General features: G+C 63.8%; 16 protein-coding genes. 6 read left to right on the plus strand and 10 right to left on the minus strand.

Features of this window, described 5'->3' with window-relative positions; genetic code table 11:
* Positions 1-74 precede the first annotated feature (74 nt).
* The 4 genes from IP89_RS09010 to IP89_RS09025 all read left to right on the plus strand — a co-directional run bounded on the left by IP89_RS09010 (position 75) and on the right by IP89_RS09025 (position 3,492).
* Complete coding sequence (locus IP89_RS09010) at positions 75-1,886, plus strand: penicillin-binding protein activator (RefSeq protein WP_043309111.1); 1,812 nt, start codon at positions 75-77, stop codon at positions 1,884-1,886.
* The gene (locus IP89_RS09015) at positions 1,882-2,238 is read left to right on the plus strand and encodes a YraN family protein (protein ID WP_043309214.1); all 357 of its coding nucleotides are present in this window, start codon (positions 1,882-1,884) and stop codon (positions 2,236-2,238) included. The genes IP89_RS09010 and IP89_RS09015 overlap by 5 nt, the downstream gene beginning before the upstream one ends.
* A 130-nt stretch (positions 2,239-2,368) precedes the next feature.
* Positions 2,369-2,962 (plus strand): phosphoheptose isomerase, encoded by a 594-nt coding sequence (locus IP89_RS09020; protein ID WP_043309112.1) that lies wholly within the window; start codon positions 2,369-2,371, stop codon positions 2,960-2,962.
* Entirely contained in the window at positions 2,959-3,492 is a 534-nt protein-coding gene (locus IP89_RS09025; protein ID WP_043309113.1) for a BON domain-containing protein, read from the plus strand. The genes IP89_RS09020 and IP89_RS09025 overlap by 4 nt, the downstream gene beginning before the upstream one ends.
* Positions 3,493-3,553: 61 nt before the next feature.
* Here the strand turns inward: IP89_RS09025 and IP89_RS09030 are convergent, their stop codons facing one another.
* From IP89_RS09030 to rplM, 7 genes are all read right to left on the minus strand, one after another.
* Positions 3,554-3,967 carry a ClpXP protease specificity-enhancing factor gene (locus IP89_RS09030; RefSeq protein WP_043309114.1) on the minus strand — a complete coding sequence of 138 codons (414 nt, stop codon included), beginning with the start codon at positions 3,965-3,967 and terminating at the stop codon, positions 3,554-3,556.
* 16 nt (positions 3,968-3,983) lie between these two features.
* Positions 3,984-4,601, minus strand: coding sequence for a glutathione S-transferase N-terminal domain-containing protein (locus IP89_RS09035; RefSeq protein ID WP_043309115.1), 618 nt, complete (start codon positions 4,599-4,601; stop codon positions 3,984-3,986).
* A 90-nt stretch (positions 4,602-4,691) separates the two neighbouring features.
* Positions 4,692-5,474 (minus strand): cytochrome c1, encoded by a 783-nt coding sequence (locus IP89_RS09040; protein WP_043309116.1) that lies wholly within the window; start codon positions 5,472-5,474, stop codon positions 4,692-4,694.
* A complete protein-coding gene (locus tag IP89_RS09045; RefSeq protein ID WP_043309117.1) occupies positions 5,474-6,685 on the minus strand; it encodes a cytochrome bc complex cytochrome b subunit in 1,212 nt (403 codons plus the stop codon). The genes IP89_RS09040 and IP89_RS09045 overlap by 1 nt, the downstream gene beginning before the upstream one ends.
* Positions 6,685-7,278: a ubiquinol-cytochrome c reductase iron-sulfur subunit gene (gene petA, locus IP89_RS09050; RefSeq protein ID WP_043309118.1), complete on the minus strand. Its 594-nt coding sequence runs from the start codon at positions 7,276-7,278 to the stop codon at positions 6,685-6,687. The genes IP89_RS09045 and petA overlap by 1 nt, the downstream gene beginning before the upstream one ends.
* A gap of 252 nt (positions 7,279-7,530) precedes the next feature.
* Positions 7,531-7,923, minus strand: coding sequence for a 30S ribosomal protein S9 (gene rpsI / locus IP89_RS09055; RefSeq protein ID WP_021701334.1), 393 nt, complete (start codon positions 7,921-7,923; stop codon positions 7,531-7,533).
* 14 nt (positions 7,924-7,937) lie between these two features.
* A complete protein-coding gene (rplM, locus tag IP89_RS09060; protein WP_043309119.1) occupies positions 7,938-8,366 on the minus strand; it encodes a 50S ribosomal protein L13 in 429 nt (142 codons plus the stop codon).
* Positions 8,367-8,643: 277 nt separating this feature from the next.
* Here rplM and IP89_RS09065 point away from each other — a divergent pair, with 277 nt between their 5' ends.
* Entirely contained in the window at positions 8,644-9,681 is a 1,038-nt protein-coding gene (locus IP89_RS09065) for an NADP(H)-dependent aldo-keto reductase (protein ID WP_043309120.1), read from the plus strand.
* A 45-nt stretch (positions 9,682-9,726) separates the two neighbouring features.
* Here the strand turns inward: IP89_RS09065 and IP89_RS09070 are convergent, their stop codons facing one another.
* On the minus strand, positions 9,727-10,863 hold the full coding sequence (locus tag IP89_RS09070) for an acyl-CoA dehydrogenase family protein (RefSeq protein WP_043309121.1): 1,137 nt from the start codon (positions 10,861-10,863) through the stop codon (positions 9,727-9,729).
* A 222-nt stretch (positions 10,864-11,085) separates the two neighbouring features.
* Here IP89_RS09070 and IP89_RS09075 point away from each other — a divergent pair, with 222 nt between their 5' ends.
* A complete protein-coding gene (locus IP89_RS09075; RefSeq protein ID WP_177326859.1) occupies positions 11,086-11,988 on the plus strand; it encodes a GlxA family transcriptional regulator in 903 nt (300 codons plus the stop codon).
* Positions 11,989-12,068: 80 nt separating this feature from the next.
* Here the strand turns inward: IP89_RS09075 and zapE are convergent, their stop codons facing one another.
* Positions 12,069-13,163, minus strand: coding sequence for a cell division protein ZapE (zapE, locus tag IP89_RS09080; protein WP_043309123.1), 1,095 nt, complete (start codon positions 13,161-13,163; stop codon positions 12,069-12,071).
* An 85-nt stretch (positions 13,164-13,248) separates the two neighbouring features.
* Positions 13,249-14,595, minus strand: a complete 1,347-nt coding sequence (locus IP89_RS09085) for a tryptophan--tRNA ligase (protein ID WP_043309124.1) — start codon at positions 14,593-14,595, stop codon at positions 13,249-13,251.
* Positions 14,596-14,598 lie beyond the last annotated feature (3 nt).

Raw genomic sequence — 14,598 nt, forward strand, 5'->3', positions numbered from 1 at the left:
CGCCGACATCGCGCCTGCCGTGGGGCTTGGGTACAATCCTGCCTTCTTTCTGATCAGTACCAGGACCGTATTCGATGATCGCCTGCCTGCGCCCGCTCTCCGCCCTCTGTCTCGCCGGCCTGCTCGCCGCTTGCGCCAGCTCGCCCTCGTCCAGCCTGGGCGAATTGCCGCGTACACCTCAGGCCAGCATCGACCAGTTGCTGCAACAGGCCAGTCAGAGCCAACCGGAACAGGCCGCCCTGCTGCGACTGTCCGCCGCCGACCAGGCCTATCGCCAGCAGGACATCGGCCGCGCTACGCGGATTCTCGACGAAGTACCGATGGATAGCCTGAAACCGGCCCAGCAGGTATTCGCCGCGACCCTGCAGGCCGAGCTGGCAATGGCCCGCAACAAGCCGAAGAGCGCGCTCAAGGCACTGCAGCACCCGAGCCTGGAGCGTCTGGCCGAGCTGCCGGTAGAACAGCAGGCCCGCACCCAGCTGGTTCGCGCCCGCGCCCTGGAGGCGGACGGCCAGACCCTCGCCGCCGCTCGCGAGCGTGTGTTCATCGCGCCGCTGCTGTCCGGCGAAACCGCACAGAGCAACCACGAAGCCATCTGGAACCTGGTTTCCAGCCTGCCGCAGAGCCAGCTGATCAGCTCCGGCGACAGCGACCTCGACGGCTGGCTGAGCCTGGCGCTGGCCACCAAGAGCGCCGGCACCCCGGACCAGCAACTGGCCGCCATCGACAGCTGGAAAAGCCAGCACGCCGGCCACCCGGCCGCCGAACAACTGCCGCAGGCCCTGGGCAAGCTGAAGGAGCTGGCTGGCCAGCCGCTGCAGAAGATCGCCCTGCTGCTACCGCAGGACGGCCAGCTCGCCTCGGTGGCTCGCGCCCTGCGCGACGGCTTCCTCGCCGCTCACTACCAGGCCCAACAGGCCGGGCAGAACCCACCGGAAGTAGTGCTGTACGACAGCTCGCACCTGTCCTCGCTGGATGACTTCTATCGCCAGGCCCAGGCCGATGGCGTGCAACTGGTCGTCGGGCCACTGGAGAAGCCGCTGGTCAAACAGCTCAGCGAACGCCCGCAACTGCCGCTGACCACCCTCGCCCTCAACTACAGCGACGCCGGCCGCGAAGCACCGGCCCAGCTGTTCCAGTTCGGCCTGGCCGCTGAGGACGAGGCCCGCGAAGTAGCCCGCCGCGCCTGGGCCGACGGCATGCGCAGCGCCGTGGCCCTGGTGCCGCGCGGCGAGTGGGGTAATCGCGTGCTGGCCGCCTTCCAGCAAAGCTGGCAGGCCGCTGGCGGAAACCTGATCGCTGCCGAGCATGTCGACCAGCCGGTGGAGCTGGCCCAGCAGATCGCCGACCTGCTCCAGCTGCGCCAGAGCGAAGCCCGCGCCAAGCGCCTGCAGAGCACTCTGGGCACCCAGCTGGCCGCCCTGCCGTCGCGCCGCCAGGACATCGACTTCATCTTCCTCGCCGCCACCCCGCAGCAGGCCCAGCAGATCAAGCCGACCCTGGCCTTCCAGTACGCCGGCGACCTGCCGGTCTACGCCACCTCGCACCTCTACACCGGCGGGCAGAACCCGGCGCAGTACCAGGATCTGGAAGGCATCCGTTTCTGCGAGACCCCCTGGCTGCTGGACGCCAACGACGCCCTGCGCCAGCAGGTCGACCAGCAGTGGCCACAAGCCGCCGGCAGCCTGGGCCGCCTGTACGCCATGGGCGTCGATGCGTTCCGCCTAGCGCCGCGCCTGAGCCAGCTCAAGGCCCTGCCGGATAGCCAGGTAGAAGGCCTCTCCGGCAACCTGAGCCTGAACCAGGCCCAGCGTGTGGAGCGTCAGCTGCCCTGGGCCGAGTTCCGCAACGGCCAGGTCCAGCGCCTGCCGGACGCGATCAATTAAGAGCACTCAGGACAGTGGTCGCACAGCCGAGGCACTGGCTTGCGACCACCTGCAGAAACAGGGCCTGCGCCTACTGGCGCAGAACTGGAGCTGTCGCGGCGGCGAGCTCGATCTGGTCATGCTCGACGGCGATACAGTAGTATTCGTCGAAGTCCGCTACCGCAAGCACGCCGCCTGGGGCGGTGCGCTGGAGAGCGTCGACGGGCGCAAGCGCCAGCGCCTGATTCTCGCCGCAGAACTGTTCCTGCAACGCGAGAACCGCTGGGGCAAGCAGCCCTGCCGCTTCGATGTGGTGGCGATCGGCCCCGGCAGCAGCGGACTCAACTGGCTACGCAACGCTTTCGAAACGTGAATAAGCCCGATCAAGGATTTCTAGTCGACTCGCGGCGGCGCCCTCAGGTAAAAACCTTATCACCAAACGCCACGACGACTTCCGACCCGTTCGGCTGTCTCATCAGCCAGCACACCTAAGGTTTCATCCCATGGACATGCAGAACCGCATTCGCCAGATGTTCCAAGCGAGCATCGATACCAAACAGCAGGCCATGGAAGTCCTGGTCCCCTTCATTGAGCACGCCAGCCAGGTGATGGTCAATTCGCTGCTCAACGAGGGCAAGATCCTCGCCTGCGGCAACGGCGGCTCCGCCGGCGACTCGCAGCACTTCTCTTCCGAGCTGCTCAACCGCTTCGAGCGCGAGCGCCCCAGCCTGCCGGCCATCGCCCTGACCACCGACAGCTCGACCATCACCTCGATCGCCAACGATTACAGCTACAACGAGATCTTCTCCAAGCAGATTCGCGCCCTCGGCCAGCCCGGCGACGTGCTGCTGGCGATCTCCACCAGCGGCAACTCGGCCAACGTCATTCAGGCCATCCAGGCCGCGCATGACCGCGAGATGCTGGTCGTCGCCCTGACCGGCCGCGACGGCGGCGGCATGGCCTCGCTGCTACTGCCGGAAGACGTGGAAATTCGCGTGCCCTCCAAGGTCACCGCACGCATTCAGGAAGTGCACCTGCTGGCCATCCACTGCCTGTGCGACCTGATCGACCGCCAACTTTTCGGGAGTGAAGAATGACCCGCAACCCGCTGATCCTCGTTACCCTAGCCCTCGGCCTGGCCCTGGGCGGCTGCAGCAACCGCAGCATCGGCAACAAGATCGACGACCAGTTCCTCGAGCCCAACGTGGCCAGCGCGATCTCCCGCTCCCACGCCGATCTCACCAGCCCGACCTCGCACATCGTCGTCACCTCCTACAACGGCGTGATCCTGCTGGCCGGCCAGACCCCGCGCGCCGACCTCAAGGAAAAGGCCGGCCAGGTCGCCAACGGCGTACAGGGCGTGAAGAAGCTGCACAACGAGATCCAGGTGCTGCAACCCACCTCGGCCCTGGCGCGCAGCAACGACGCACTGATCACCAGCAAGATCAAGACCCTGATGCTGGCTGACAACAGCGTGCCGAGCGCCAAGGTCAAGGTGGTGACCGAGAACGGCATCGTCTACCTGCTGGGCCTGGTCACCCGCGCCGAGGGCGCCGCCGCCACCAACGTGGCCTCCGGAGCCTCCGGCGTGCAGAAGATCGTCACGCTGTACCAGTACACCAACTGAGCCAACGCAGGCCCTCCTGCGGACATGAAAAAGGCGATCCTCGGATCGCCTTTTTTGTTGCCTACTTGACCACCTTGAGGCTGGGTCGCCCGCTGGGCCGGGGCGGCTCGTCACCGGACGGCCCGTCGCCATCCGGCTCCGGCCCTTCCTCGTCGTCATCCACCGGCGGCTCCAGCTCGAAGACCATGCCCTGACCGTTCTCCCGCGCATAGATCGCCAGCATGGCGCCGGACGGGATATACAGCTGATGGGCGACGCCACCGAAGCGCCCCTCGAAACTGACCGCCTCGTTGTCCATGTGCAGGTTGCGCACGGCACTGGGCGACACGTTGAGGACGATCTGGCCGTCATTGGCGTAGCCGGCCGGCACACGCACCTGCGGGAACTCGGCATTGACCAGCAGGTGCGGAGTGCAGTCGTTGTCGACGATCCACTCGTAGAGGGCGCGCACCAGGTAGGGACGACTGGAGTTCATCTTGGCCTCCTTCGGCTCAGCGCATGTCGCGCTCGACGGTGGACAGACTGGCCTGGAAGGCCTCGCGGGCAAACATACGCTCCATGTAATCCAGCAGCGGCTTGGCCGGGCGCGGCAGTTCGATGCCCAGCTTCGGCAGGCGCCACAGGATCGGCAGCAGGCAGCAATCCACCAGGCTCAACTCGTCGCTGAGGAAGAACGCCTTGTCGGCGAACAGCGGCGAAACGCCGGTCAGGCTCTCGCGCAGCTCCTTGCGCGCCACCGCCTTGTCGGCTTCCTTGGTACGCGAGTCGAGGATCTGGTCGACCAGCTTGACCCAGTCACGCTGGATACGATGCATCAGCAGGCGGCTCTTGGCCCGGTCCACCGGGTAGACCGGCAGCAGCGGCGGATGCGGATAGCGCTCGTCGAGATACTCCATCACCACGGTGGATTCGTACAGCGCCAGGTCACGATCGACCAGGGTCGGCACACCACCATAGGGGTTGGCATCGGCCAGCTTGGGCGGGCAGCGCCCCGGCAGGACGTCGATGATCTCGGCACTGACACCCTTCTCGGCCAGCACCAGACGCACGCGATGAGAATAGTGATCGGCAGGGTCGGAATAACAGGCCAGCTTATTGGTCGCGGCCATGGCGCCCCTCCTCGTTTTTCGATATGGCAGAAACAGAAAAACGCACGCGCCCTTGAGGGGCGCGTGCGTCTACAGCGGTAACGCAGTGTATCAGTGCACGTCCTTCCAGTATTCGCGCTTCAGCAGATAGGCGAACACGAAGAGGAAGGCCAGGTACAGCAGCACGTAGGTACCGATGCGCTGGCTTTCCAGCTTGACCGGGTTGGCCGAGTAGGCGAGGAAGGTCACCAGGTTGTGCACCTTCTCGTCGAACTCAGCTTCGGTCAGCTTGCCGGTCTTCGGCACGATGGTCAGCTGGTCGCAGGCCTCGTGGGTGATCGGTGCACCGGTCAGCGGGTCGTACTGCTTCTTGCCATTCTCGACCACCTGAACCTGCTTGCAACCGACGACCTGGCGGCCCTGCAGGCCGACCAGCACGTTGGGCATGCCGACGTTCGGGAATACCTTGTTGTTGGAGCCCAGCGGACGCGCCGGATCTTCGTAGAAGGTGCGCAGGTAGGTGTACAGCCAGTCGGTGCCGCGCACGCGGGCAACCAGGGTCAGATCGGGCGGAGCCGCACCGAACCAGGCCTTGGCATCCTGCGGCTGCATGCCGATCTTCATGTGGTCGCCGATCTTGGCACCAGTGAACACCAGGTTCTCCAGCATCAGTTCGTGCGGGATGCCGATGTCATCGGCAACGCGCTCGTAACGCTGGAACTTGGCGCTGTGGCAGCCCATGCAGTAGTTGGCGAAGGTACGCGCGCCATCTTGCAGAGCGGCCTTGTCGGTCAGGTCGATATCAACCTGATCCAGGTGCACATCATGACCACCGGCAGCGATGGACAGTGCCGGCAGTGCGGCGAGAACAAATGCAGCAAATAGCTTTTTCATCAGCCAGTCACCCTTTCCGGAACCGGTTTGGTTTTCTCCATCCGGGTGTAGAACGGCATCAGGATGAAGTAGGCGAAATACAGCGCGGTGCAGATCTGCGACAGCAGGGTACGGCCCGGAGTCGGAGCCAATACGCCCAGCACGCCGAGGATCACGAAGGATACGCAGAACACCAGCAACCAGATCTTGCTCAGCCAGCCCTTGTAGCGCATGGACTTGACCGGGCTACGGTCCAGCCACGGCAGGACGAACAGCACGGCAATGGCGGCGCCCATGGCGATCACGCCCAGCAGCTTGTCCGGAACGGCACGCAGGATGGCGTAGAACGGGGTGAAGTACCACACCGGAGCGATGTGCTCAGGAGTCTTGAACGGGTTGGCCTGCTCGAAGTTAGGCTTCTCGAGGAAGTAACCGCCCATCTCCGGGAAGAAGAACACCACGGCGCAGAAGACGAACAGGAAGACCACCACGCCAACGATGTCTTTCACCGAGTAGTACGGGTGGAAGGCAATGCCGTCGAGCGGAATGCCGTTCTCGTCCTTGTGCTTCTTGATGTCGACGCCGTCCGGGTTGTTCGAGCCGACTTCGTGCAGTGCCAGGATGTGCAGCACGACCAGGCCGAGCAGGACGATCGGCAGGGCGATCACGTGCAAGGCGAAGAAGCGGTTCAGGGTAATGCCGGAGATCAGGTAGTCACCACGGATCCACATGGTCAGGTCATCGCCGATCACCGGGATGGCACCGAACAGCGAGATGATCACCTGGGCGCCCCAGTAGGACATCTGGCCCCACGGCAGCAGGTAGCCCATGAAGGCCTCGGCCATCAGGGCGAGGTAGATCAGCATGCCGAAGATCCACACCAGCTCACGCGGCTTCTGGTAGGAGCCGTAGAGCAGACCGCGGAACATGTGCAGGTAGACCACCACGAAGAACGCGGAGGCGCCGGTGGAGTGCAGGTAGCGGATGATCCAGCCGAACTCCACGTCGCGCATGATGTACTCGACGGAAGCGAAGGCTTCCTCGGCGGACGGAGTGAAGCTCATGGTCAGCCAGATGCCGGTGAGGATCTGGTTGACCAGCACCAGCAGGGCCAGCGAGCCGAAGAAGTAGAAGAAGTTGAAGTTCTTCGGTGCGTAGTACTTGCTCAGATGGTCTTCCCACATCTTGGTCGCGGGGAAGCGCGCATCGATCCAGGCCATGAATTTTTCCATCATGCTTTCTCCTGGTCCACGCCGACGATGATGACGTCATCGGACTCGTAGGAATGCGGCGGAACCGGCAGGTTCAGCGGCGCGGGCTGGGCCTTGTAGACACGACCGGCGAGGTCGTAGCGGGAACCGTGGCAAGGGCAGAAATAGCCACCGACCCACTCCGGACCGAGGTCGGCCGGCGCCACTTCCGGACGGAAGGACGGCGAGCAACCTAGGTGGGTGCACAGGCCGACCAACACCAGGATTTCCGGCTTGATCGAGCGACTGGTCTTGTCGACGTATTCCGGCTGCACAGAGGAAGCGGACTCCGGGTCAGCCATGCGGTCATGGATCTTGCCCAGGTTCGCCAGGATTTCCTCGGTGCGGCGCACGATGAATACCGGCTGGCCACGCCATTCGGCAACCATCTGCTGGCCGGGCTCGACCTTGGCGATATTCACTTTCACCGGTGCACCGGCCGCTTTGGCCTTGGCACTGGGGAACCATGACCCCACGAACGGAGTCGCAGCACCCACCGCTCCGGCAGCACCAACCACCGAAGTGGCCGCCACCAGGAAGCGACGCCGGCCTGCATTCACGCCGTCATTGCTCATTCAGTCGTCTCCCATCAGCTTTGTGGCCTGTTGTCAGGCCTCTACTAAGTAATAAATCGGGCCGCACAAAAATTTGCCGAATGGTAAAGAAAAGCCCCTTTTCTGACAAGGTAATTACCCGATACAAATTGGTCGCAGGCCTTGCAGACCGGGCCTTCCACCAATGCGACAGGTTGTCGCACAGAAAAATCCAAGCAATAAAAAACGCCCAGTTCCAAAAGGAAACTGGGCGTCTTTGAACGTAGCAGCGAATTAACGCTTGGAGTACTGCGGACGCTTACGAGCTTTACGCAGACCCACTTTCTTACGCTCGACTTCACGGGCGTCACGAGTGACGTAGCCGGCTTTACGCAGCGGGCTGCGCAGACTTTCGTCGTACTCGATCAGAGCGCGGGTGATGCCATGACGGATGGCACCGGCTTGACCGCTGACACCACCACCGAGAACGGTGACGTAGATGTCGAACTTCTCGGTGGTCTCGGTCAGCTCCAGCGGCTGACGCACGACCATGCGAGCGGTCTCGCGGCCGAAGAAGTTATCCAGGCTGCGGTTGTTGATAGAGATCTTGCCAGTACCCGGACGCAGGAATACGCGTGCGGTTGCAGTCTTGCGACGGCCAGTGCCGTAGTTTTGAGTCGCCGACATAATGAACTATTCCGTTAAATCTTCAGTTCTTGGGGCTGCTGAGCGGCGTGCGGGTGGTTGGCACCCTTGTACACCTTCAGCTTGCGATACATGTCGCGACCCAGCGGGTTCTTCGGCAGCATGCCCTTGACCGCGGTCTCGATCACGCGCTCGGGGGCTTTGGCGATCAGCTTCTCGAAGCTGATTTCCTTGATGCCACCCGGGAAACCGGAGTGCGAGTAGTACATTTTGTCGGAGGTCTTGGCGCCAGTTACACGCACCTGCTCGGCGTTGATTACGACGATGTAGTCGCCGGTATCAACGTGCGGGGTGTATTCCGGCTTGTGCTTGCCGCGCAGACGGCTAGCGATTTCGGTGGCCAGACGACCCAGGGTCTGACCTGCAGCGTCGACGACGTACCAGTCGCGCTTAACAGTTTCCGGTTTTGCAGTAAAAGTCTTCATTCGCTATAGCCTCAGGGGCCGCCCTGAAAATAAGACGGCGGATCTTACTGAATAGTGCTTGCTTTGACAAGGTCAAAGACGGCCGGAAACAGACGCTATCGGGGGCTCGGGTCAGCACGTCCGCTACGGCAGGGTTGTCGGTGGGCTAGGCATCCCCACCTTCTCTCTCACTCTGGCTAGGCGTGCCGTCGAGAGAGCCGCGGAATTATGCCGATTGCAGCGAAAATAGCAACCTGCTTTATGCTTGGCGCTTCTGCCTGAAACCAAGGAACCGCACATGGAATACCGTCAACTGGGCCGCAGCGACCTCAAGGTCAGCGCCCTGTGCCTGGGCAGCATGACCTGGGGCGAGCAGAACAGCGAGGCCGAAGGCTTCGTCCAGATCGACCGCGCGCGCGCCGCCGGCATCAATTTCCTCGACACTGCCGAGATGTACCCGGTACCGCCGCGCGGCGAGACCTACGGCGCGACCGAACGCATCATCGGCAACTACTTCAAGGCCCGCGGCAACCGTTCCGACTGGGTGCTGGCGAGCAAGGTCGCCGGCCCCGGCAACGGCATCGACTACATCCGCGGCGGCAGCCTGAAGCACAACCGCCGACATATCGCCGAGGCGCTGGATGCCAGCCTGAAACGCCTGCAGACCGACTGGATCGACCTCTACCAACTGCATTGGCCCGAGCGCAGCACCAACTTCTTCGGCCAACTCGGCTATCGCCACCAGGAACAGGACTTCACGCCGTTGCAGGAGACCCTCGAGGCGCTCGGCGAGCAGGTCAAGGCCGGCAAGATCCGCCACATCGGCCTGTCCAACGAAACGCCCTGGGGCACAATGAAATTCCTGCAGCTGGCCGACAGCCTGGGCCTGCCACGCGCCGTGTCGATCCAGAACCCCTACAACCTGCTCAACCGCAGCTTCGAAGTGGGCCTGGCGGAAGTGGCGATCCGCGAGCAATGCGGCCTGCTGGCTTACTCGCCCCTGGCCTTCGGCATGCTCTCCGGCAAGTACGAAAACGGCGCCCGGCCGGCGAACGCACGTATCACCCTGTTCAGCCGCTTCGCCCGCTACACTAACCCACAGGCGCAAGCGGCTTGCGACCGCTACGTGCACTTGGCGCGCGAACACGGCGTCGATCCGGCGCAGATGGCCCTGGCCTTCGTCACCCGCCAGCCGTTCGTCACCAGCAATATCATCGGCGCCACCAACCTGGAGCAGCTGGAGAGCAACCTCGGCAGCGCCAGCCTGGAGCTGAGCGAGGAGCTGCTGGCCGCCATCGAGGCGCTCCACCGCGAGCAGCCCAACCCGGCGCCATGAAACGAAAAAGCCCGGCAATCGCCGGGCTTTTCGCATCTACCGCGCTTACAGGGCGCGACTGATGATCTCCTTCATGATCTCGTTGGTGCCGGCATAGATGCGCTGCACCCGCGAATCCGCCCAGGCGCGGGCGATCGGGTATTCCCACATGTAGCCGTAGCCGCCGTGCAGCTGCACACACTCATCGATCACCTTGCACTGCAGGTCGGTGCCCCAGTACTTGAGCATCGCCGCGCTCGGCACATCCAGCTTCTTGCTCAGGTGCAGTTCCAGGCAGCGGTCGACGAACACGCGACCGATCTGCACCTCGGTGGTCATCTCGGCCAGCTTGAAGCGGGTGTTCTGGAAGTCCGAGACCGAGCGACCGAAGGCCTTGCGCTCGCGGGTGTAGTCGAGCGTCCACTTGATCGCAGCCTCGGCCGAGGCAATGGCGCCGACGCCGACGGTCAGGCGCTCCTGCGGCAGCTCCTGCATCAGGTAGATGAAGCCCATACCTTCCTTGCCCAGCAGGTTGCCCTTGGGCACGCGCACGTCCTGGAAGAACAGCTCGGAGGTGTCCTGAGCCTTCATACCGACCTTTTCCAGGCGCTTGCCCTTGGAGAAGCCCGGGGTGTTGGCATCCACCAGGAACAGGCTGATGCCCTTGGCGCCGCCCTTGGGATCGGTCTTGGCGACCACGATCACCATGTCGGCCAGCCAGCCATTGGTGATGAAGGTCTTCGAGCCATTGATAACGTATTCGTCGCCATCCAGCACGGCGGTGGTCTTCACGCCCTGCAGGTCGGAGCCGGTGCCCGGCTCGGTCATGGCGATGGCGGTGACGACTTCGCCGCTAACCATCTTCGGCAGGTAGTGCAGCTTCTGCTCTTCCGAACCGTAGTGAAGGATGTAGGGCGCGGCGATATCCGAGTGCAGGGAGAAGCCCACGCCGGTCAGGCCCAGGCGCGCTTGCTCCTCGATGACCACGGCGCTGTAAAGGAAGTCCGCGGCCATGCCGCCATATTCCTCGGGAATGTGCGAGCAGAGCATGCCGGCATCGCCCGCCTTGCTCCACAGCGCACGATCAATGTGGCCGTCCTTCTCCCACTGAGCATGGTAGGGCACCGCCTCCTGTTCGAAGAACTTGCGGACGGACTCGCGGAAAAGCTCGTGCTCGGAGCTGAACAGGGTTCTTGGAATCATTGTTACACCTGTATCTGAGTGGTCATTGGATGGGCCCCACTCTAGGCCAGCGCCAGCAGCGCGGGCACTGGACACATGCGACAAAAAATAAGACGATCCAGCCACCTGATGACCAATTAATCACCAACAAGAACAACAAACATGTCACCTACACGCATCGCCATCCTGGCGACCGATGGCGTCTTCGCCGCCACCCTGATGCAGGCCCGCGACTTCTTCCACATGGCCGCCATGCGCCATAGCAAGCAACAGGGGCAGAGCCTCGCCTCGCTGTTCCAGATTCGCGTGCTCAGCCCCGACGGCCAGGCCGTCACCAGCTTCAGCGAGGCGACCATCCCGGTGGACGGCGCGCTGGACGACGCCGACGTGATCATCCTGCCGGCCTTCTGGGGCGACTTCGACGCCCTCTGCCAGCGTTATCCACAGGTATTGCCCTGGCTGCGCGAGCGCCACGCCGCCGGGCGCGCCATCTGCGGCGAGGCCACCGGCGTGTTCTGGATGGCCCAGGCCGGCCTGCTCGACGGCAAGGAGGCGACCACCTACTGGCGCTTCTTCCGCGAGTTCAGCGAGCGTTTCCCCAAGGTGCTGCTCAACCAGGACAAGCACCTGTCCGACGCCGACAACCTGTACTGCGCCGGCGGCGTCACCTCGGCCTGCGACCTGTACATCTACCTGATCGAGCGCTACTGCGGTGCCGGCATCGCCCAAGGCGTGTCGCGCGACATCCTCTACGAGACCCAGCGCAGCTACAGCCCCGGGCGCATCGGCTTCGGCGGGCAGAAACTGCACCAGGACGTGGCCATCCTGCAGGTACAGCAGTGGCTGGAGGAGCACTTCGCCGAGAAATTCCGCATCGAGGATGTGGCGCGCCAGCACGGCATGAGCATTCGCAACTTCATGCGCCGCTTCCAGAGTGCGACCGGCGACAAGCCGCTGCACTACCTGCAGCGCCTGCGCATCGAGACGGCCAAGGGCCTGCTCAGCGCTACGCGCAAGAGCATCAAGACCATCAGCTACGAAGTGGGTTACGACGACGCCAGCTTCTTCGCCCGCCTGTTCCGCCAACATGCCGGGCTATCGCCCAACCAGTACCGCCGCCAGTTCCTGCACAAGGACGGCGCCTGAGCGCAGGCCTCCTTATGCAGGCCGACTGAAACGCAGAAGGGCTGCCCATGGGCAGCCCTTCTCGCTTAACGCCTCGCCGATTACGGCTTGTGCGGGCGCGCGAGGAACTCGTGCGACTGCATCTCCAGCAGGCGGCTGAGGGTGCGCTGGAACTCGAAGTTCAGCCGGCCTCCGCTGTACAGGTCCTTCAGCTCCACCTCGGCGGAGATGATCAGCTTGACGTTGCGATCGTAGAACTCGTCCACCAGGTTGATGAAACGTCGCGCCATGTCGTCCTTGGCCACGCCCATCTGCTCGACGTTGGCCAGGATCACCGCATGGAAGATCTTGCCCAGTTCGATGTAGTCGTTCTGGCTGCGCGGGCCGTCGCACAGCTCGCGGAACTCGAACCAGGCCACGTCCTCGCAGACGCGCACCGCGTTGATCGGGCGGTTCTCGATGATCAGCGCCTCGTTCTCCACCGCCTGGGTGCAATCCGGCAGCAGGCTCTTGAAGCTGCGCTTCAGGCTGCTCTCGGCATCGGCGCCGAGCGGGCTGTAGAACAGCTCGGCCTGCTCCAGGGCACGCAGACGGTAGTCCACGCCGCTATCGACGTTGACGATCTCGGTGTGCTGCTTGAGCAGGGCGATGGCCGGCAGGAAGCGCGCGCGCTGCAGGCCTTCCTTGTACAAGCCGTCCGGAACGATGTTGGAGGTGGCCACCAGGCTCACGCCGTTCTTGAACAGCTCCTCGAGCAGGGTGGCGAGGATCATGGCGTCGGTGATGTCGCTGACGAAGAACTCGTCGAAGCAGATCACCCGCGCCTCGTCGGCGAAGCGCTTGCCGATGATCGTCAGCGGGTTCTTCTCGCCCTTGAGCGTGCGCATTTCTTCATGCACGCGCTTCATGAAGCGGTGGAAGTGGGTGCGCATCTTCTGCTTGAACGGCAGCGCGTCGAAGAAGGTGTCGACCAGATAGGTCTTGCCGCGGCCGACGCCGCCCCAGAAATAGATGCCTCTGACCGGGCCCTGCGGCTTCTTGCCGAACAGCTTGCCGAGCAGGCCGGACTTGCTCTGGTCCTGGGCGACCAGATCGTCGTACAGGCGCTGCAGGTGGCGCACGGCGTTTTCCTGCGCAGCGTCGTGGAAGAAGTCCGGCCGCTTCAAATCGGCCTGGTAGCGCTCAAGAGGAGTCATGCTGGGAAATTCGGTAACAAAAACGGGGCGGTCACTTTAGCGACGCGCCCCGTGCTTGGCAATCGGCCAGTAGCCGTGCAGGCCTTTACTCCTGCGGCGTCAGCGTCTCGCGCAGGCGCTCGATGGCCGCCTCCAGCGCATTGGCATCGGCGAAGGCAGGGCTCTCGCCGATGCGTTCATCGCTCAGCCAGACGGAGAAGACCTCGCCCTCGCCGCGCACATCCAGCGCCGCGCCGGACTGCAGGGCCTTGCTGGCCTGGCCGGCAGCCTTGCCGTCGGCGAAGGATCTGGACAGCAGCAGCTGGTCGCCGGCGGCGTCCAGCAGGCGGAAGCGGAAGCTACCGTCCTCGTCGCGGAAGCTGACGAAGCGCGCGCTCTTGGCCGCTTTCTTCTTCTCACCGCCAGAGGCCTGAACCTGCTCACGGAAGGAACGCAGGCCCACCGCCTCGCGCAGCTCGCCGAGGAACGGCGTGGCGATCTTGCGTGCCTTGGCCGCGCCAGCCAGAAGAATATCTTCCAGGTCGGCAGGACGGGTGATCAGCGCGTTGTAGCGCTCACGGGCCTCGCCTAGCTCATTCTCCAGCAGCTGGTACAGGCGATTCTTCGCCTCGCCCCAGGCCAGGCCACCTTCCAGCTCGGCGCGGAACTCAGCCTGCTGCGCCTGGGAGGCGAACGCCTGGTACAGGGTGAACAGGTGCGAGCCGTCAGCATCCTTGGGCTCGCCCGGCAGCTTGGAGTCGGTGACGATGCGCGCAATGGCGTCCTTGAGCTGCTTGGCGGTGCCGAACAGCGGGATGGTGTTGTCGTAGCTCTTGCTCATCTTGCGGCCGTCGAGGCCGGGCAGGGTCGCCACTTCTTCCTCGATCACCGCCTCGGGCAGGGTGAACAGCTCCTTGCCGGCACCGAACAGGTGGTTGAAGCGCTGGCCGATGTCGCGCGCCATCTCCACGTGCTGGATCTGGTCGCGACCGACCGGCACCTTGTGCGCGTTGAACATCAGGATGTCCGCGGCCATCAGCACCGGGTAGCTGAACAGGCCCATGGTCACACCGGCATCCGGGTCTTCGCCGGCCTCGACGTTCTTGTCCACCGAGGCCTTGTAGGCATGGGCGCGGTTAAGCAGGCCCTTGCCGGCGACACAGGTGAGCAGCCAGCAGAGCTCGGGAATCTCGGGGATGTCGGACTGGCGATAGAAGGTCGCCTTGTCGGTATCCAGCCCCAGCGCCAGCCAGGTGGCGGCGATCTCCAGGCGCGAGCGCTGGATGCGCGCCGGGTCGTCGCACTTGATCAGCGCGTGGTAGTCGGCGAGGAAATAGAAGGAATCGGCGTCGGCGGCGCGGCTGGCGACGATGGCCGGGCGAATCGCGCCGGCGTAGTTGCCCAGGTGCGGGGTGCCGGTGGTGGTGATGCCGGTGAGGATACGGGTGCTCATCTG

Origin of the sequence: Pseudomonas sp. ML96, assembly GCF_000761545.1 — a bacterium.
In the GTDB taxonomy this organism is placed as follows: Bacteria; Pseudomonadota; Gammaproteobacteria; order Pseudomonadales; family Pseudomonadaceae; genus Aquipseudomonas.